17 protein-coding genes and 1 pseudogene are annotated in these 16,107 nt (G+C 67.1%); 7 read left to right on the forward strand and 11 right to left on the reverse strand.

The features are described from left to right. Nucleotides 1–104: 104 nt before the first annotated feature. From ACZ1JY_RS20070 to ACZ1JY_RS20110, 9 genes are all read right to left on the reverse strand, one after another. Nucleotides 105–545 (reverse strand): four-helix bundle copper-binding protein, encoded by a 441-nt coding sequence (locus tag ACZ1JY_RS20070; protein ID WP_015449267.1) that lies wholly within the window; start codon nucleotides 543–545, stop codon nucleotides 105–107. Nucleotides 546–559: 14 nt separating this feature from the next. Then, complete coding sequence (locus tag ACZ1JY_RS20075; protein WP_007406411.1) at nucleotides 560–1,003, reverse strand: DUF1622 domain-containing protein; 444 nt, start codon at nucleotides 1,001–1,003, stop codon at nucleotides 560–562. Beyond that, nucleotides 990–1,712 carry a hypothetical protein gene (locus tag ACZ1JY_RS20080; RefSeq protein WP_007406380.1) on the reverse strand — a complete coding sequence of 241 codons (723 nt, stop codon included), beginning with the start codon at nucleotides 1,710–1,712 and terminating at the stop codon, nucleotides 990–992. The genes ACZ1JY_RS20075 and ACZ1JY_RS20080 overlap by 14 nt, the downstream gene beginning before the upstream one ends. Further along, nucleotides 1,709–2,437 (reverse strand): hypothetical protein, encoded by a 729-nt coding sequence (locus ACZ1JY_RS20085; RefSeq protein ID WP_126001929.1) that lies wholly within the window; start codon nucleotides 2,435–2,437, stop codon nucleotides 1,709–1,711. Before ACZ1JY_RS20085 ends, ACZ1JY_RS20080 begins: the two co-directional genes overlap by 4 nt. Continuing rightward, a complete protein-coding gene (locus ACZ1JY_RS20090) occupies nucleotides 2,437–4,347 on the reverse strand; it encodes a 2Fe-2S iron-sulfur cluster-binding protein (RefSeq protein ID WP_030089529.1) in 1,911 nt (636 codons plus the stop codon). Before ACZ1JY_RS20090 ends, ACZ1JY_RS20085 begins: the two co-directional genes overlap by 1 nt. 23 nt (nucleotides 4,348–4,370) lie before the next feature. Next, nucleotides 4,371–4,691 carry a hypothetical protein gene (locus ACZ1JY_RS20095; protein WP_007406382.1) on the reverse strand — a complete coding sequence of 107 codons (321 nt, stop codon included), beginning with the start codon at nucleotides 4,689–4,691 and terminating at the stop codon, nucleotides 4,371–4,373. A 59-nt stretch (nucleotides 4,692–4,750) separates the two neighbouring features. Beyond that, complete coding sequence (locus ACZ1JY_RS20100; RefSeq protein WP_007406426.1) at nucleotides 4,751–4,972, reverse strand: hypothetical protein; 222 nt, start codon at nucleotides 4,970–4,972, stop codon at nucleotides 4,751–4,753. Continuing rightward, on the reverse strand, nucleotides 4,969–5,448 hold the full coding sequence (locus ACZ1JY_RS20105) for a heavy metal-responsive transcriptional regulator (protein WP_007406417.1): 480 nt from the start codon (nucleotides 5,446–5,448) through the stop codon (nucleotides 4,969–4,971). The genes ACZ1JY_RS20100 and ACZ1JY_RS20105 overlap by 4 nt, the downstream gene beginning before the upstream one ends. A gap of 140 nt (nucleotides 5,449–5,588) precedes the next feature. Beyond that, nucleotides 5,589–5,945, reverse strand: a complete 357-nt coding sequence (locus ACZ1JY_RS20110) for a hypothetical protein (RefSeq protein ID WP_004212653.1) — start codon at nucleotides 5,943–5,945, stop codon at nucleotides 5,589–5,591. Nucleotides 5,946–6,188: 243 nt separating this feature from the next. Here ACZ1JY_RS20110 and ACZ1JY_RS20115 point away from each other — a divergent pair, with 243 nt between their 5' ends. From ACZ1JY_RS20115 to ACZ1JY_RS20145, 7 genes and pseudogenes are all read left to right on the forward strand, one after another. Further along, complete coding sequence (locus ACZ1JY_RS20115) at nucleotides 6,189–6,551, forward strand: hypothetical protein (RefSeq protein ID WP_007406428.1); 363 nt, start codon at nucleotides 6,189–6,191, stop codon at nucleotides 6,549–6,551. A gap of 77 nt (nucleotides 6,552–6,628) precedes the next feature. After that, on the forward strand, nucleotides 6,629–6,886 hold the full coding sequence (locus ACZ1JY_RS20120) for a hypothetical protein (protein WP_007683334.1): 258 nt from the start codon (nucleotides 6,629–6,631) through the stop codon (nucleotides 6,884–6,886). Nucleotides 6,887–6,949: 63 nt separating this feature from the next. Next, on the forward strand, nucleotides 6,950–8,212 hold the full coding sequence (locus ACZ1JY_RS20125) for a TolC family protein (protein WP_013039107.1): 1,263 nt from the start codon (nucleotides 6,950–6,952) through the stop codon (nucleotides 8,210–8,212). Next, a pseudogene (locus ACZ1JY_RS20130) lies at nucleotides 8,209–9,698 on the forward strand (efflux RND transporter periplasmic adaptor subunit). Before ACZ1JY_RS20125 ends, ACZ1JY_RS20130 begins: the two are co-directional and overlap by 4 nt. Continuing rightward, nucleotides 9,695–12,838: an efflux RND transporter permease subunit gene (locus ACZ1JY_RS20135; RefSeq protein ID WP_007406408.1), complete on the forward strand. Its 3,144-nt coding sequence runs from the start codon at nucleotides 9,695–9,697 to the stop codon at nucleotides 12,836–12,838. The pseudogene ACZ1JY_RS20130 and the gene ACZ1JY_RS20135 overlap by 4 nt, the downstream one beginning before the upstream one ends. Before the next feature lie 11 nt (nucleotides 12,839–12,849). Beyond that, entirely contained in the window at nucleotides 12,850–13,239 is a 390-nt protein-coding gene (locus tag ACZ1JY_RS20140; RefSeq protein WP_007683329.1) for a copper-binding protein, read from the forward strand. A 248-nt stretch (nucleotides 13,240–13,487) separates the two neighbouring features. Beyond that, nucleotides 13,488–14,783, forward strand: a complete 1,296-nt coding sequence (locus ACZ1JY_RS20145) for a hypothetical protein (protein ID WP_013039108.1) — start codon at nucleotides 13,488–13,490, stop codon at nucleotides 14,781–14,783. Between the two features lie 66 nt (nucleotides 14,784–14,849). Here the strand turns inward: ACZ1JY_RS20145 and ACZ1JY_RS20150 are convergent, their stop codons facing one another. Both ACZ1JY_RS20150 and ACZ1JY_RS20155 read right to left on the reverse strand, forming a co-directional pair. Continuing rightward, nucleotides 14,850–15,380: an N-acetyltransferase family protein gene (locus ACZ1JY_RS20150; protein ID WP_465131592.1), complete on the reverse strand. Its 531-nt coding sequence runs from the start codon at nucleotides 15,378–15,380 to the stop codon at nucleotides 14,850–14,852. Continuing rightward, a complete protein-coding gene (locus ACZ1JY_RS20155) occupies nucleotides 15,377–15,997 on the reverse strand; it encodes a recombinase family protein (protein WP_008832583.1) in 621 nt (206 codons plus the stop codon). The genes ACZ1JY_RS20150 and ACZ1JY_RS20155 overlap by 4 nt, the downstream gene beginning before the upstream one ends. Nucleotides 15,998–16,107 lie beyond the last annotated feature (110 nt).

Consider the following 16,107-nt stretch of genomic DNA (forward strand, 5'->3'; position numbering starts at 1 on the left):
CACGTGCCATGATCGCTGTCCTGGCGTAGTTGTCGGACACACAAGCTGTGACCGGGGGCTCTGGCCTGAACGTGACTATGTGGGGCACGTGCGAAGCGCGCCGCTCAGCTCGACATGTCCGCCATCGTTCGGCAGCTCGCCGCGCATTTCTTGCAGGTGGCCGAGCAACGCGCGATCCGCTGGTCCGCGCTATGGCGTCCGCATTCCTCGGCGCAGCGCTCGCAAGCGTCGGCGCAGGCGCGGCAGACGATGCGGTGCAGGGCAGATTCCCGCAGCATCGAGTTGGCGGTCGCCTGGCACAGTTCCGCACAGTCGTTCAGCATGGCGATCAGCGACGCCGTAGCTGACGCGCCGCCTTGCTTCGTCAGCCAAGCGGCGGTTTCCAGGCACATGCGGTGCGAAGCCACGCAATCGTCGATGCAGTCCGTCATCGACATCGCCATCCCTTCCATTCGATGCTGCTGCGCCGCCGCCGGCACAGCCAGCGTTCCGGCGGCGGCAAGGCCGGCGCCGGCCATCAGCAATTCGCGTCTCTCGATCATCATGCACCTCCCATCTGCTATCCCTTGAGCGCTGTGCCGCATCCGGCGGCCTCAGCCGTCGCAGGCGACCCATCCGACGCCGCACGCGCCTTCTCCCGCGCCATCCGGGTTTCCTCCCAGGGCCAGTGGCCGTTGATCTCGACCCCGAGCGAGATGCTCAGGAAGGTCCGCACCAGCACCAGCCCGGCCAGAACGATGAGATCGTCGAGCGTTGGGTTGATCACCAGCGACTTGACGATGTCGCCGGCGACCAGAAATTCCAGGCCGAGCAGGATGCTGCGGCCGAGCGCCGAGCGGAACGCGCTATAGGCCTCGGTTCGGTCGCCCGCCCTCGCCCGCCGCGCAAACAGAAAGGTTGCGAGCCCCGCGCCGACCAGGATGGTCAGCGTGCCCGCCAGTTCCAGGCCGATCACCGCGAGCCGGAAGAAGGCGCTCAGCCAGTCGGCCTCAATGGTGATCATACCAGCCTCGCTTGCGGATATTGTTGAAGCTGTCGGTGGCGTGACAGGCATAGCATTGGTCGACGCGCGCCTTCGATCCGGCTGCGCGCTGCGAGACCATGCTGAAATGCTCCATGAAGTGACTCGGCGGCGCCTTGTGGCACTCGGCGCACTGCGTCGAATTGACCGATGGATGGCGGTAATTGGCGATCTTCCAGCTGTCGGTCTTGTGGCAGCTCGCGCAGTCGGTGCCGAACAGGCCCTGGTGCGGATCGCGGAACGCATGGCAGCTCGCGCAATTGAGCGCGGTCTCGGGGGTCAGGCTTCGAGTGTTTGTCGACATGCCCGCCAAAGGCTGCCGCCACTTCGCCATGTCGAGCAACGCGGCGTGATCCATGCGGATGATGCCGCGCTCTCCCTCATGTTCGACGTGGCAGGAGGTGCACTGCGTCGCTTTCGCGTGGAACTGCGTCGACTGCTTCGTCCCGAAATCGGTGCCCGCATGGCAGGTGAGACAGGTCCGGGTTTCGACGCCCTTGCCCGGCGTGTGGCAGGCCGTGCATTGGCCGGCAAAGGACTGGTGCGCGCTCGAGAGCGGGCCGGGCGAGACGAGCTGCGCCACCAGGCCGGCATCCCTCGGCGCGTCCGATCGCATCCGGATCGCGACCGCGGCGACCATCACCAGCAGGGCTGCGATGAAGACGGCGTAGGAAAGACGCTGCCAGCTCATAGCCAGCGCAGCCCGTAATAGATCGCCGCGCCGACGTGGAGCGCGAGCAGCGCGAAGATGAGACAGCCCAGCAGGATGTGCAGGAACCGCCACCGCGCGAACAGGGTGTTGGTTGCCTCTTCGGCACGGATCGCGAATTCGGTATCGGCCAGCGCTGCGGCGATCCCCGCCTTGTCCTGGGGGCGCTGGCCCGCGGACGCATCCCCGGCGACGAACAGATAGCGCTTCCAGCCCGACAGCGGCGGGGCTGCGGTATCGGCCTGCGTCGGCGCCGCCGGCTCCTCGAGGAAGGCGGCGCGAAGCGAGGCCAGTTCTGACCTGCGTCCGCGCAGCGCCCGACCAAGCTGGGCAAGCAGGTAGCGGCCGATGAAGCCGGTGATGACCGTCATCAGCAGGAGGACGGTCAGAAGCAGGCCGACCGGGCTTTCGAGCTTGTGCGCGGCGTGGACCAGACCCAGGATCGGCGCCAGCACGCCGGCATAGACGTGGATGGCGAGCAGGGTTGGCTTGCTGACGACCCGGGAGAGCGCCTTGTCGACCCAGGCGATGTGCTTGGCCGCGACATAAGGAAGCGTCAGCAGCATCAGCACGAGCGCTGCGATCCCGATGATCCCGCCGGCCAGGCTACCCGGAAAGCGGGGCGACACATGCACGAGATAGCCGAACGGGAACAGCAGCAGGAACGCGACCAGCAGGCCCACGGCAATGTCGCTGCGTTCGCGCATCAGGCTTCGACCACGAGCGGCGTGCCCGTCCCCTTCGCCTGGCACGCGAGCACATAGCCTTGCGCCTTGTCGGCGGGCGCAAGGCCGGATTCGACCTCCATCGTCACTTCGCCCTGCAGCAGCTTGACCACGCAGGCGCCGCATGTGCCCGCACGGCATGCATAGGGGATCTCGACGCCCGCGCCCTCGGCCGCCTCCAGCACGGTCTCGTCCGCGGGCAAGGCCGCCGACACCCCCGACACGGAGAAGGTCACCGTGCTCGGCGCCACCTCGGCGCTCGGGGCCGGCTTATCCGCTGGCGGGGGCGCGGGCTTGACCTCGAGATCCTCGTGGTCGGCCGGCAGCGAGGCCGGACCGAACGCCTCGGTGTGCAGCTGCGCTTCGGGGACGCCGAGTTCCGCCAGCACGCCGCGCATCGCGCCCATCATCGCCGGCGGGCCGCACATATGGATGCGCCGGCTCGCGATCTCCGGCACCGCGGCCAGGATCATCTCGCGCGTGATCGGCCCTTCGGGGCCCATCCAGACGGTGCCGGGCGCGCGCTGCATCGCGGCGACGACATGGAGGTTGGGAAAACGGCGTTCGAGCCGCTCGAGCTCGTCGCGGAACACGAATTCCTCGGTCGACCGTGCGCCGTAGAAGAAGAAGATATCACCCTTCCACGCGGTGTCGGTGAGATAGCGCAGCACCGACATCATCGGGGTGATGCCGACCCCGCCCGCGATCAGCACGATGCTCTGGGCATCCGTTCCCGTGAAGGTGAAGGCGCCGAACGGTCCGCTGACCTTCAGCAGATCGTCGGCGACGACCTTGTCGTGCAGGTATCGCGAGACCACGCCCTGCTCCTCGCGCTTGACCGTCAGTTCGACATAGGCCCGCTGGGTCGGCGAAGAGGCGATCGTGTAGGAACGGCGCGCGGTCTTGCCCGCTTCGGGCTCTACCTCGACCTGCAGGAACTGGCCCGGCAGGAAGTCGAACGGCAGCCGGTCGGCGGTCGGGTCCGCGAGCCGGAAGGTCAGCACGCTCGGCGTCTCTCGCACGATCTGGACCACGCGCAGCTGCCCCGCCCAGCTTTTGGGCTTGCGCAGCGACGCCCCAGCGGGTGCGGCCGCATTGCTCGGCGCGAGCCCGGCGCTGTCGGCAACGGGTGCAGGCGCGGGCGCAACCCTGGTAGCGGGAGGGGCAGCCTTCGGCTCCGGCTTTGCTGGAACCTTGGCGGTGGCGACACCGCCGGCGATCGCCCCGATCCGCCGCAGGCGGAAGATCTGCAGCGCGATAAGCGTGGCGCTCACCAGCCCCAGGAACAGCATGAGAAGGAGGTGCGAGGGCGAGATGCCGAACCAGTGATCGGCATGGCCGGGCGCGGCCTGGTCGATGTCGAGCTGATCGCGCAGCCAGGCAAGCCCGACCTCCCGGGGCGGCTGCAAGCCCCCGATCGCGCCCTGCGCGGCGGTGCCGGAGCGGAACAGGTCGGTTCCCTCGCGCAGGCGCCGCGCCGCATCGAGCCGGGCCGAGACCGTGGTCGCACGCGCGCCGTCGGCCGAGGCGGCGTTGATCATCGCCAGACCCGTGCTTACCCGTTCGCCGGCCTGCGCAGCGACCCGCTGCCTTGCCGCTTCGTCAAGCGCGGGAAAGGCGAGCAGCTGCGAGATGAAGCCGGTCCGGCGCGATTCGTGGCCGTGCTCATTCTCCCCTTCCCCATTGATCATGCGATCCATCATGGGGTTCATCATCTTCGCCATGTCCGACGACCCCGGCTCTGCCGGTGCGGACATGCCCCCGCCGGCCGGCATGCCTGCGCCATGATGCGCGGCATGATCCTCGCCCTCCTGCGCGCCCGCGCTCGCGGACAGGCTGAGAGCGATTGCGCAGCCGAGGCTCAAGCGTCGAAGGCTGATCCGCCTGGACATCCTCATCCCCTTAGTGTGCGAGCCTACATATCCTTCATCGGCATCGCCGCATTGCCCGGCGCGGGATCGGGTGCCGGCGCGGTCTGGTTGCCGGCCCCGGCGCGCATCGCGTCATGGTCCATCGCCTGACGGTGATGCCGCTCCATCTCGGCCTGGTTGCTCATCGCGTCCATCGGCGCCGCGTCTGCAGCGTTGCCGCTGTCGGTCAGGACCGGGGTGGCGGCGACGCTGTTCGCCGCGGGCGGCACCGTCTGGTCGGCCTGGCGGTCGCAGCCCGAAAGCGCGAGCGCCAGCAACAGGCTTCCGCCGACAAGTGGAAGGGCTTTCTTCGCATGGTCGATCATGGCTTTGCTCCTTGGCTTGAAAACTGTGTCCGGGCGCCATCCCTGGCGTCCGGACCGGCTCATTGCGCGCTGCGCAGAATCCGGAGACACCGGTCGTGCGAGAGGTTCATCGGGTTGCGCCCCTGCCCCTTCATCTCGCCATGATCATGCGGCGTCTGGAGACCCATATTGCCCTCCATCGCCCGGCAACTCTCGACCTGCGCCGAGGTCGGCCGCGTGGTCACACAGGCGCCTAGAAGCAGCGCCGGCGTGAGGACGGCGATCAAACGCATTTTCTTCATGACAAAACCCCTTTCGCTCGTGGTGATCGTTCGTCCTGCGCTGCCTGATGTTTCTTGTTATGCTGCTGGTCTTTCCGCCGCGCCGTCAGGAAGGCGAGGATCGGGCAATCGGAGACCGGCACTTCGCCCGGGCATTCGTCGGCGAGCATCCGCAGCATGTCGCGGATATCCGACAGGCGCTCGAGCCGGGCTTCGGCGTCCGCGATCTTGGCAAGCGTGATATCGAGCACGGCCTGGGCATGCGCGGTGTCCGACGCCCTGAGCGCCAGCAGCTGCCGGGCCTGTTCGAGTGTGAAACCAAGCTCCTGCGCCGAGCGGATGAAATTGACGCGCTCGAGGTCGGTCGCGTCGTAGAGCCTGTAGCCCGCTGCCGTGCGCGCGGGCTCGCGCAGCAGGCCCATCCGCTCATAATAGCGGATCGTATCCCGCCCCACGCCTGCGGCCGCGGCCAGTTCGCCGATCTTGAAATTGCCCATGTCATCCGCTCGATCATGCCGGTTGGACCATGGTCCAGGGTCAAGCGGTTTCGCTTTGACCCCGAACGGTCTCCTCGTCGCCGGCGGCCCGCTGCCCCGACGCGTCGCAGGGCAGCCCGTGCCGCCGGGCCACCGGCTTGTCAGTTCTTGCGAAGCTCGACGATGTCGTGCCTGGCAGGCGTGCCGTCGGCGACGGACACGTGCGCGAAGTGATCGTCAAAGATATGGTCGATCGTCACATGGCCGACGAGCTGGCGGTGATAGGTCGGCGCCACGCCCTTGGACGGACCCGGATGGGTCACGACGCGATAGACCTCGAGCTTCTGGCCGACCTCGGCGCCATCGGCCTTGCCGATGCAGACGACCGTGCCGTTGCTGCCCGTGTCGACGATCGAGCCGCGCATGAACAGGCTGTGCCCGATGCCCTGGGCCATAGCGGGGACGGCAGCAAGCATCGAAATGCCGGCAAGCGCGACCATGAGAGTTTTTCTGACCATATTCACCTCCTTGGATGGTAAGCCACCGCCCGGACTTTGCCGAGGGGAAGAGCGTCTCTTCAGGCTTGGGACTACGGTCCCGGGTCCAGCCTCGATATACGTAGAGGCCGCAGCCGATCTTCTTCCCCGGGCCGGATCTTTATTGACGCGGAGTTGACGGAATCAGCCGTCAGCACTTCAAAATCCGCGCGGCGCGAGACTTTGGTTGGCTGCGCCCGCGAAACCCGCTAGATATCGAGGCCCGTGAAACGCCTGCTCGCCCTCCTGCTCGTCATCGGAGCGCTGTCCGGTCTCTTCGGAGCCCAGATGGCGGCCGCGCACAGCGTGCCGCAGGCGGCAGGCGCGCCGCTGGCCAAGGGCATGGATGCGGACTGCATGGCGATGATGGCCAAGCAGCAGCCTGCGCCCAGCGAAAAGCCCTGCAAGGGCCTGACGCTCGATTGCATCGCCGCGATGGGGTGCGTGATCCCGCTGGTCGCAGCGGACCTGGCAGGCGGCGTTGCGCCTGCGCGTCTCTACGACGCGCCCAGCTTCTGGACGACCGACACGATATTGACCGGCAAGGCGGTTGCGCCCGAGCCGGATCCTCCCACCAGCCTTGCCTGATTGAACGAGCACGGGCTGCGCGCATCGATCGATGCGTGCGCGCCCGGTTTCCTTCTTTTCAGTCAAAGGTTTTCGTGATGATCAAACTGCTTCCGGCCGCCCTTGTGGCGGCCCTCAGTCTCGCCGCGCCTGCGCTTGCAACCGACGCGAGCCGCACGCCGCAAGGCCATTGGGAATGGCGGTCGGCGCCGCAATATGGTCCGCGGGCGACTGGCCCTGCGCGTGTCCGCATATGGGTGCCCGACAGCCGGGACATGGCCAGCTGCGATTGCGCGATGATGCAGGCAAGCGCCGCCGACTGCATGCGCGGCGCAGTCAGGTCGGACAAGGGCTAAACCCGCTCCGGAGCGGCGCGTCACATCTTGGCGCGCCGCATCTGTCATGAGGGGATGATATCCATGATCATGATGCCGAGGCGCGCTGTGCGACGCCTGTTGCTCTCTATCGGTGCGACGCTTGCGAGCGCCTGGGCCGTGCCGGTGTCGGCCGGCCCGCTCACCTACGAGCAGGCCGTGAGGCTCGCTGCCGCCAACGCGCCAAGCCTCAAGGCGCGCGCGGCGGCGACAGCCGGCGCCCGCTCTTCGGCGGTCGCGGCCGATCGCCTGCCCGATCCGACGCTCGACCTGGGCCTGCAGAACTTCCCGGTGAGCGGCCCCAATGCCGGCAGCTTCACGCGCGACGATTTCACTATGGCGACGATCGGGTTCAGCCAGACCTTCCCCAATCTCGCCAAGCGCCATGCACGCGCCGCGCGCGCCGCGGCCGATATCGGTATCGCCGAGGCGGGCGAGCTGGTCGAAGGCCGCAACGTGCGGCTCGAGACCGCCCTCGCCTGGGTCGATCTCTATTATGGAGAACGCCGGCTCCGGCAGCTCGACCTGCTCGATGCCAGCCTCGACGACCTGCAGAAGACCGTGACCGCACGCCTGGCGTCGGGCAGCGCGCGCCCGAGCCAGGCGCTCGAGCCCGACCAGCTCCGCGCCGCCATCGCCGATCGCCGCGCCGAGATGGCTGCGGTGGTGGCGCAGGCGCGGGCCCGGCTCGCGCGCTATACCGGCGACCCCGACCCGCAGGCGACGGGCGACCCGCCGATGCTCGATGTCGATCCGATCCGGCTACGGGCCGGGATCGATGCGCTTCCCGCCCTGCGCGCGCAGGACGCGCGGATCGCAGTCGCCGAAGCGGACGTGCGTCTCGCGCGCGCCGACAAGCGCCCCGACTGGAAGGTCGGCGTCACCTATGGCCGGCGCGATCCCATGTACGGCGACATGGCCTCGGTCGGCGTGTCGATCGACCTGCCGCTGTTCGCCGGCAAGCGCCAGAACCCCAGGATCGCTGCAAGCGAGAGCCTTGCGCAAGGGGGTCGGTTCGACCGCGAGGCGATCCGCCGCGAGCTGGTGGCGCAGCTCGACGCCGATCTCGCAGACCATGCCATGCATCTCTCCCGGTTGCGCAATGCCCGCGAGACGCTGGTGCCACTCGCCAGGCACCGCGCCGAGCTCGACCGCGACAGCTATGGCGCCGGCAAGCTCGACCTTGGCGCCGCGCTGCTCACGACGCTCGGGCTCGCGGAGGCCGAGGTCGAGGCGCTCAACCGCGAAGCCGACGTCGCGCGCGACGCGGTCCGCATCACTATCACCTATGGGGAGGAGCGGCCATGACGCTCGATAAATCCGCGCTGCGCTGGGGCGCATCGATCCTGGCTGTCGCGCTGCTGGCCGGCGGCACAGGCTATTGGGCTGGCCATCGCCAGGCACCGCAATCGGAGGCGACCACGCCCGCCGGGGCAGGCAAAGTCCTTTACTGGTACGATCCGATGTTCCCCAACCAGAAGTTCGACAAGCCCGGCAAGTCGCCCTTCATGGATATGCAGCTCGTGCCGCGATACGCGGACGGAGGAAGCGCCGGCGCGGCCCCCACGGTCGCCGTCGATCCCGCCGCGCGGCAGAGCCTGGGATTGCGGGTCGTCGCGGCGAAGATGGGCAGCCTTGCCTCGGCCCTCGAGGTCACCGGCACGATCGACTTCAACCAGCGCGACGTCGCCGTCATCCAGGCGCGTTCGGGCGGGTTCGTGAGCCGCGTCTATGCGCGAGCGCCCGGGGACGTGGTCCGCGCCGGCGCGCCGATCGCGGACCTGCTCCTGCCCGAATGGGGCGGCGCGCAGACCGAATATCTGAGCGTCAGGCGGCTCGGCAAGCCCGACCTCACCGCGGCCGCGCGCCAGCGACTGCGGCTGATGGGCATGTCCGACGGCCTCATCGCCAGCGTCGAGCGGAGCGGACGCCCGAACGGCGTGGTGACGATCACGACGCCGATCTCGGGCACGATCCAGACGCTCGACGCCCGTGCCGGCGTGACGCTCGCCATGGGCCAGACGCTCGCCCAGGTAAGCGGGCTCGGCACCGTCTGGCTCAATGCCGCGGTGCCCGAAGCGCGCGCGGGCGATGTCCGGGTCGGCCAGAATGCCAGCACCACGCTGGCGGGCTTCCCCGGCGAGCGCTTCGCCGGCCGGGTGATCGCGATCCTGCCGACCACGCAGGCCGACAGCCGCACGCTCACCGTGCGGATCGAGCTGCCCAACCGGGACGGCCGGTTGCGGCCGGGCATGTTCGCCAGCGTCGCGCTTGGCGGCGATGCCAAGCCGGCGCTGCTGGTGCCGAGCGAAGCGGTGATCCGCACGGGCAGGCGCACGCTCGTCATGCTGGCCGCAGGCGACGGGCGCTATCATCCCGCCGAGGTCCGCATCGGCCGCGAGGCAGGCGGCGAGACCGAGATCCTTGCCGGCCTGTCGCCCGGCGAGAACGTCGTCGTCTCGGGGCAGTTCCTGATCGATTCCGAGGCGAGCCTGTCGGGAATCGAGGCGCGGCCGATCGGCGGCGGTGCGGCATCGGCGACCATCGCCGCGCCGGCGTCGAAAGCCACGCTGTACGAGACGACGGGCAAGATCGAGCGGATCACGGCCAATTCGGTGACGCTCAGCCACGAGCCCGTTCCCGCGCTCGACTGCCGGCGATGACGATGACCTTCGCGCTCGCCAATCCGGGCATCGCGCGCGGCTTCAAGGCGGGTGACCGGGTCCGGTTCGGGTTCGACCGGCCCCCGGCGGGACCGACGCTGCGGCATATGGCGAAGGTGGCGGGCCAGTGATCGCCCATCTCATCCGCTGGTCGGTGAGGAACCGCTTCTTCGTCGTGCTCGGCATGCTCGCGCTGGTCGGCGCGGGCCTGTGGGCGGTGCGCTCGACCCCGATCGACGCGCTGCCCGATCTTTCCGACGTGCAGGTCGTGATCCGCACTTCCTATCCGGGTCAGGCGCCGCAGATCGTCGAGAACCAGATCACCTATCCGCTCACCACCACCATGCTGTCGGTGCCCGGCGCCAAGACGGTGCGCGGCTATAGCTTCTTCGGCGACAGCTTCGTCTATGTGATCTTCGAGGACGGCACCGATCTCTACTGGGCGCGCAGCCGCGTGCTCGAATATCTCAACCAGGTCCAGGGTCGGTTGCCGGCCAGCGCCCGCAGCGCGCTCGGGCCGGACGCGACCGGGGTCGGCTGGGTCTATGAATATGCGCTGGTCGACCGCACCGGCCGGCACGATCTCTCGCAGCTTCGCGGGTTGCAGGACTGGTTCCTGCGCTACGAGCTGAAGACCGTGACCGGCGTGGCCGAAGTCGCCAGCATCGGCGGCATGGTCAAGCAGTACCAGGTGCTGCTCGATCCGGTGAAGCTCGCGGCCTACGGCGTAACCCACGCCCAGGCAGTGCAGGCGATCAGCCAAGCCAATCAGGAAGCCGGCGGCTCGGTGCTGGAAATGGCCGAGGCCGAATATATGGTCCGCGCCTCGGGCTATCTGAAAACGCTCGACGATTTCCGGGCAATCCCGCTCAAGACTGCGGCGGGCGGCGTGCCCGTCCGGCTCGGCGATGTCGCCACGATCCAGGTCGGCCCCGAGATGCGGCGCGGCATCGCCGAACTGAACGGCGAAGGCGAGGTCGCCGGCGGCGTCGTTATTCTTCGGTCAGGCAAGAACGCCCGTGAGACCATCGCGGCGGTCAAGGACAAGCTCGCCGATCTCAGGAAAAGCCTGCCGCCGGGCGTCGAGGTGGTCACGGTCTATGACCGCTCGCAGCTGATCGATCGCGCGGTCGAGAACCTCACCCGCAAGCTGGTCGAGGAGTTCATCGTCGTCGCATTGGTCTGCGCCCTGTTCCTCTGGCACGTCCGCTCGGCGCTGGTCGCGATCCTGACCTTGCCGCTCGGTGTGCTGGCCGCGTTCGTCGTAATGCGGTTCCAGGGGGTGAACGCCAACATCATGTCGCTGGGCGGCATCGCCATCGCCATCGGCGCGATGGTGGATGCGGCGGTCGTCATGATCGAGAACGCCCACAAGAGGATCGAACGCTGGGAGCAGGATCACCCGGACAGACATCTCGATGGCGAGATGCGCTGGATCGTCGTCACCGAGGCGGCGGCCGAGGTCGGGCCGGCGCTGTTCTTCAGCCTGCTGATCATCACGCTGTCGTTCATTCCGGTCTTCACCCTGGAGGCGCAGGAAGGCCGGCTGTTCGCGCCGCTCGCCTTCACCAAGACCTATGCGATGGGCGCGGCCGCGATCCTGTCGGTGACCCTGGTGCCGATCCTGATGGGATGGCTGATCCGGGGCCGCATTCCGGCCGAGCAGGCCAATCCGGTCAATCGCTGGCTCACCAATATCTACCGGCCCGCGATCGACTGGACGATGAAGCGGCCCAAGGCAGTGCTGCTGATCGCGGCTCTGGTGTTCGCCACCACGGCCTGGCCGCTCAGCCGGCTCGGCGGCGAGTTCATGCCCAATCTCGACGAGGGCGACCTGCTCTACATGCCCTCGGCGCTGCCGGGCCTCTCGGCCGCCAAGGCGAGTGAGCTGCTCCAGCAGACCGACCGCCTGATCAAGACCGTGCCCGAAGTCGAAAGCGTGTTCGGCAAGGCCGGCCGCGCCGAGACCGCGACCGATCCCGCGCCGCTCGAAATGTTCGAGACGACAATCCAATTCAAGCCCCGCGACCAGTGGCGGTCGGGCATGACGCCCGAACGCCTTGTCGACGAGCTCGATCGCCGGGTGAAGCTTCCGGGTCTCGCCAATATCTGGGTGCCGCCGATCCGCAACCGCATCGACATGCTCGCGACGGGCATCAAGAGCCCGATCGGGGTCAAGGTGTCGGGCAGTGACCTCGCCGAGCTCGACCGCATCGCGCATGATGTCGAGACCGTGGCCAGGAGCGTGCCCGGCGTCAGCTCGGCGCTCGCCGAGCGGCTGACCGGCGGACGCTATGTCGATGTCGACATAGACCGCGCCGCCGCCGCGCGGTTCGGGCTCAACATCGCCGACGTCCAGGCCATCGTCTCCGGCGCGATCGGCGGCGAGACGATCGGCGAGACGGTCGAGGGCCTCGCCCGCTATCCGATCAGCGTGCGCTATCCGCGCGAATTGCGCGACAGCCTCGAAAGGCTGCGGGCGCTACCGATCCTGACGCCCGCGGGCCAGCAGATCACCTTGGGCACCGTGGCAAACGTCTCGATCGCCGAGGGACCGCCGATGCTCAAGACCGAGAATGCCCGGCCTTCGACCTGGGTCTACGTCGATGTGCGCGGGCGCGATCTTGCCTCGGTGGTCGGCGATCTGCAGCGTGCGGTGGCGAAACAGGTCAGGCTCTCGCCTGGGGTCAGCATCGCTTACTCTGGCCAGTTCGAATATCTCGAGCGCGCGGTCGACCGCTTGAAGCTGGTCGTGCCCGCGACGCTGCTGATCATCTTCGTGCTGCTCTACCTCATCTTCGGCCGCTTCGACGAGGCGGCGCTGATCATGGGGACGCTGCCGTTTGCGCTGACCGGCGGCATCTGGACGCTTTATCTGCTGGGGTTCAACCAGTCGATCGCCACCGGGGTCGGGTTCATCGCGCTCGCCGGCGTCTCCGCCGAGTTCGGGGTGGTGATGCTGATCTATCTCAAGAACGCGCTGGCCGAGCGCGGCGCACATCCGGACGCTGCCGAGGTCGAGGCCGCCGTGCGCGAAGGCGCGCTGCTGCGCGTCCGTCCCAAGGCGATGACGGTGGCGGTGATCCTGGCCGGCCTGCTGCCGATCCTGCTGGGATCAGGCGCGGGTTCGGAGGTCATGAGCCGGATTGCCGCGCCGATGATCGGCGGCATGCTGACCGCGCCCTTGCTCTCAATGTTCGTCCTGCCCGCCGCCTACCTGCTGTTGCGCCGGCCCAAGACCGATCCCATCCCTCAACCCGTTTCATCATGAAGGAGAAGACGATGAACCATGCACGACTGACCATTGCCCTCGGCCTCGCCGCCCTGACTGCCGCGTGCGGCAAGAAGGCGGAGGCCCCCGTTGCGACTGAGACCAACGAGGCGGCGCCCGCCGCGACCATGAGCGGCGACATGGGCAACATGTCGATGGCGCCTGACGCGAACGCCGCGATCAAGGCCAAGGGCCATGGCACCGTCACCGCGATCGACAAGGCGGCAGGCACGATCACGCTCGATCATGGTCCGATCCCGGAGGCCAAGTGGCCCGCGATGACGATGGCGTTCAAGGCCGCGCCGTCGATCACCGATGCGGTCAAGGTCGGCGACAAGGTCGATTTCGACCTCTCGCTCAAGGGCAGCGATGGCGAGGTCACCGCGATCGCAAAGCAGTGATCCGCTAAGTTCGACCGGAAAAAGCTGGTTGCGTCGCCGCTCCCGGGCGGCGACGCCCGTGCCGGCCGTCTGCCTGGCTGTGCGCCCGGTCGACGGTTGCGACCGGCAACGCCCAATGCCAGCGGCGTTTCCCTGCGCGATCACCGACAATTTGAGCACGCTTCGCGGATCGCACATTGAACGTGCAAGCCGCCCTTGCTCGCGATAGCCTGAACGGCAAGGAGCCCAGTTTAGATGACCCAGCCAGTATGACCTTGTTACCCGCGACACATCATGATCTCGTGAGCGAGCTTGTCCGTCGTTGGCGAGACGATCCCGGCGCCACCTATCGCTCCTGGTTTCTGTGGGACGAACGGCTGAAAAACTTCCGCTCCATCCGTCGCGGGCTGCAGCAGGTGGTCGCAGAAATCGAAAGTGGGCGGTTCGGCGTCGCCTATCGCGGCTCGTCACTGGAAACGGTTGTCCACTCGATCGCCGAACAGCGGCAGATCTTCAAGGGCGCCGACCATGCCTGGCTGTGGAAGCCCAAGCTGCGCATTCCAGACATCTACGAAAGCCCGGACAACCAGCGGGCGTTCGGTCGCCTGCTCGACAATTGCTCGTGCTGCGATACCGCCGAGGAGATCATCAGCCACATCCGCAGCATAGACGCGCTCAAGATCAAGGGGCTGGGGCCGGCGGCGGCCAACCTGCTCTATTTCCTTCACCCGACGCTGGTGCCGCCCTTCAATACCGCGATCGTCAAGGGCTACAATGCCGTCACCGGCGCCAAGGTGAAGCTCGGGTCATGGGATCATTTTCTCGCCATGCGCGCCGGCATCCTCGACCTCAACGACCGTTACCGCGAGTTGCTCTCCAACGATCTCGGCGCGATCGGCGGACTGTTGTTCGACATTGGCTCGGGCCGCTATCCCGCGCCACCGCTGGAGGATGACGCAACGGCGGCCGACGACTGGCTCGGCAGATTGGAACATGCCAGAGCGGAGGCAAGCCGGCTCGACAAGACAGCCGCCGCGCAGGGCGAAACCGATCGCACGCACGCCGAAATCCAGGCCTGGCTGCGCGACCTCGGCCATGCCCTCGGTTACGATGTGTGGATCGCCGCCAATGACCGCGGTCGACTTCACGCTGGCTGCCCGCTTGGACAGGGATGCCTCGAGCGCCTTCCAGACGCCATTGCGACCTCTCCCGGAGCGGACTCGATCCGCCTCATCGACGTGTTGTGGCTGGCGAAGGGTGGCGACGGCGTCGCCGCCGCGTTCGAGGTTGAACATTCGACCTCGATCTACTCGGGGATCGTGCGCATGCTCGATCTGGCGCTGTCGGGGAGCGATCTGCACGCTGCCGCCGGGCTATTCCTGGTCGCACCGAATGCGCGCGAGCAGGACGTTCGCGCGCAACTCCGTCGCCCGGCTTTCAGCCGTATTGCCGATCTCGACTTCGCCTATCTGCCCTATGGCGAGCTGGAGAGAAACAGGGACGCGATCGCTCGTTTTGGAACGGGATTGAAGGCCATCAAGGCGATCTCAAGCCCCCTTCCCTGAAAGGGGGCGTTTGCGGGAGGGGGCGGAATCCTACGCCAAGCTCGCCCAGATAGCCGGCGCGAGATCTTACTTGTTGCTGCCTTCTACGGTCGCGCCAGAAAGGCGACGGCTCAGTTCTATCCGGCGATGGCTACGCATTTTGAAGGTGTCTGGCCCAACGCGCCGATACTCAATGAAGCCGAGAGAACGCCAAAATCGCTCTGCCGCTTCATTCGCTTCCAGCACGGCCAACCGAATCTCTGTGGCACCTCTCGCAGCGGCCCAGCTTTCGACCGTCGAGTAAATTGAGCGTCCGACGCCACGACCACGCTGTGCGGCATCTACGATCATGAAGCCGAGATACCATGTGCCATCACGCGGATAATCGCGGAGGATGGCCGCGATTGCAAATAGGCCGCCAGGCCCCTTCCATCCCAGGACAGCTTGATTGTGGGCGCTCTTTTCGGGCGGCACATCGGAGAAAAGCTCGCGAGCATCGTCCAGCGTGGGCGCGGCCCCGTCCTGCAACAGGAAATAGTCGCTGCAACGGTTGTACAGGTCTGCAACGTCTGCGGCGTCCGCTTGGGTAAGTTTGATCGGGGCTCCCGTCATCATCATCGCGTTTTGGCAGCAAGCACGCGCTGACCGTAATCCCGGAGTTCCCCGTTGGGACCGACATAGCGGTAGAGAGTGACGCGCTCGATCCCGAGTTCCTTGCAGAGGTCGGAAACGGACGTGTCGCGTTGGGCCATAGCAGCCTGAGCGAGCCGCACCTGGGCCTTGGAGAGGGCGAACTTGCGGCCACCCTTGCGTCCCCGCGCGCGGGCAGCGGCCAGGCCAGCCATGGTGCGCTCGCGGATCATATCCCGCTCAAACTCCGCCAGTGTGGCAAAAATGCCGAACACCATCCGGCCCGATGGCGTCGTGGTGTCGATCTGCGCGCCCTTGCCGGTGAGCACCCGCAGACCGATACCGCGATCCGACAGATTCTGCACCGTGCTGACCAGGTGGGTGAGCGTTCGGCCGAGCCGGTCGAGCTTCCAAACGATGAGGACATCGCCGTCGCGCAACGATTTCAGGCAGGCGGCAAGACCGGGGCGATCATCACGGCTACCGGATGCACGATCATCATAGATATTGCCTGGCTCGACACCGGCAGCGCGAAGGGCATCGTGCTGCAGGTCGAGCGACTGCGAGCCGTCGGCTTTGGACACGCGGGCGTAGCCGATCAGCATGGATCACAAACGAAGGTTTGAGGCGGTGACGAACATGAGCACATAAGATTGGGCTATTGTGTATCTTAACCAGCATCTCAATCAAGCTATCTCAAACCGTAGCTCGGAAA

It is taken from the genome of Novosphingobium sp. BL-A-41-Hi4B-X5A (genome assembly GCF_055521705.1).

Excerpts from the sequence above, each read along its gene's own strand:
- ACZ1JY_RS20070 (WP_015449267.1), bottom strand. The coding sequence starts at position 545 with ATGATGATCGAGAGACGCGAATTGCTGATGGCCGGCGCCGGCCTTGCC.
- ACZ1JY_RS20075 (WP_007406411.1), bottom strand. The coding sequence starts at position 1,003 with ATGATCACCATTGAGGCCGACTGGCTGAGCGCCTTCTTCCGGCTCGCG.
- ACZ1JY_RS20080 (WP_007406380.1), bottom strand. The coding sequence starts at position 1,712 with ATGAGCTGGCAGCGTCTTTCCTACGCCGTCTTCATCGCAGCCCTGCTG.
- ACZ1JY_RS20085 (WP_126001929.1), bottom strand. The coding sequence starts at position 2,437 with ATGCGCGAACGCAGCGACATTGCCGTGGGCCTGCTGGTCGCGTTCCTG.
- ACZ1JY_RS20090 (WP_030089529.1), bottom strand. The coding sequence starts at position 4,347 with ATGTCCAGGCGGATCAGCCTTCGACGCTTGAGCCTCGGCTGCGCAATC.
- ACZ1JY_RS20095 (WP_007406382.1), bottom strand. The coding sequence starts at position 4,691 with ATGATCGACCATGCGAAGAAAGCCCTTCCACTTGTCGGCGGAAGCCTG.
- ACZ1JY_RS20100 (WP_007406426.1), bottom strand. The coding sequence starts at position 4,972 with ATGAAGAAAATGCGTTTGATCGCCGTCCTCACGCCGGCGCTGCTTCTA.
- ACZ1JY_RS20105 (WP_007406417.1), bottom strand. The coding sequence starts at position 5,448 with ATGGGCAATTTCAAGATCGGCGAACTGGCCGCGGCCGCAGGCGTGGGG.
- ACZ1JY_RS20110 (WP_004212653.1), bottom strand. The coding sequence starts at position 5,945 with ATGGTCAGAAAAACTCTCATGGTCGCGCTTGCCGGCATTTCGATGCTT.
- ACZ1JY_RS20120 (WP_007683334.1), top strand. The coding sequence starts at position 6,629 with ATGATCAAACTGCTTCCGGCCGCCCTTGTGGCGGCCCTCAGTCTCGCC.
- ACZ1JY_RS20125 (WP_013039107.1), top strand. The coding sequence starts at position 6,950 with ATGATCATGATGCCGAGGCGCGCTGTGCGACGCCTGTTGCTCTCTATC.
- ACZ1JY_RS20140 (WP_007683329.1), top strand. The coding sequence starts at position 12,850 with ATGAACCATGCACGACTGACCATTGCCCTCGGCCTCGCCGCCCTGACT.
- ACZ1JY_RS20145 (WP_013039108.1), top strand. The coding sequence starts at position 13,488 with ATGACCTTGTTACCCGCGACACATCATGATCTCGTGAGCGAGCTTGTC.
- ACZ1JY_RS20150 (WP_465131592.1), bottom strand. The coding sequence starts at position 15,380 with ATGATGATGACGGGAGCCCCGATCAAACTTACCCAAGCGGACGCCGCA.
- ACZ1JY_RS20155 (WP_008832583.1), bottom strand. The coding sequence starts at position 15,997 with ATGCTGATCGGCTACGCCCGCGTGTCCAAAGCCGACGGCTCGCAGTCG.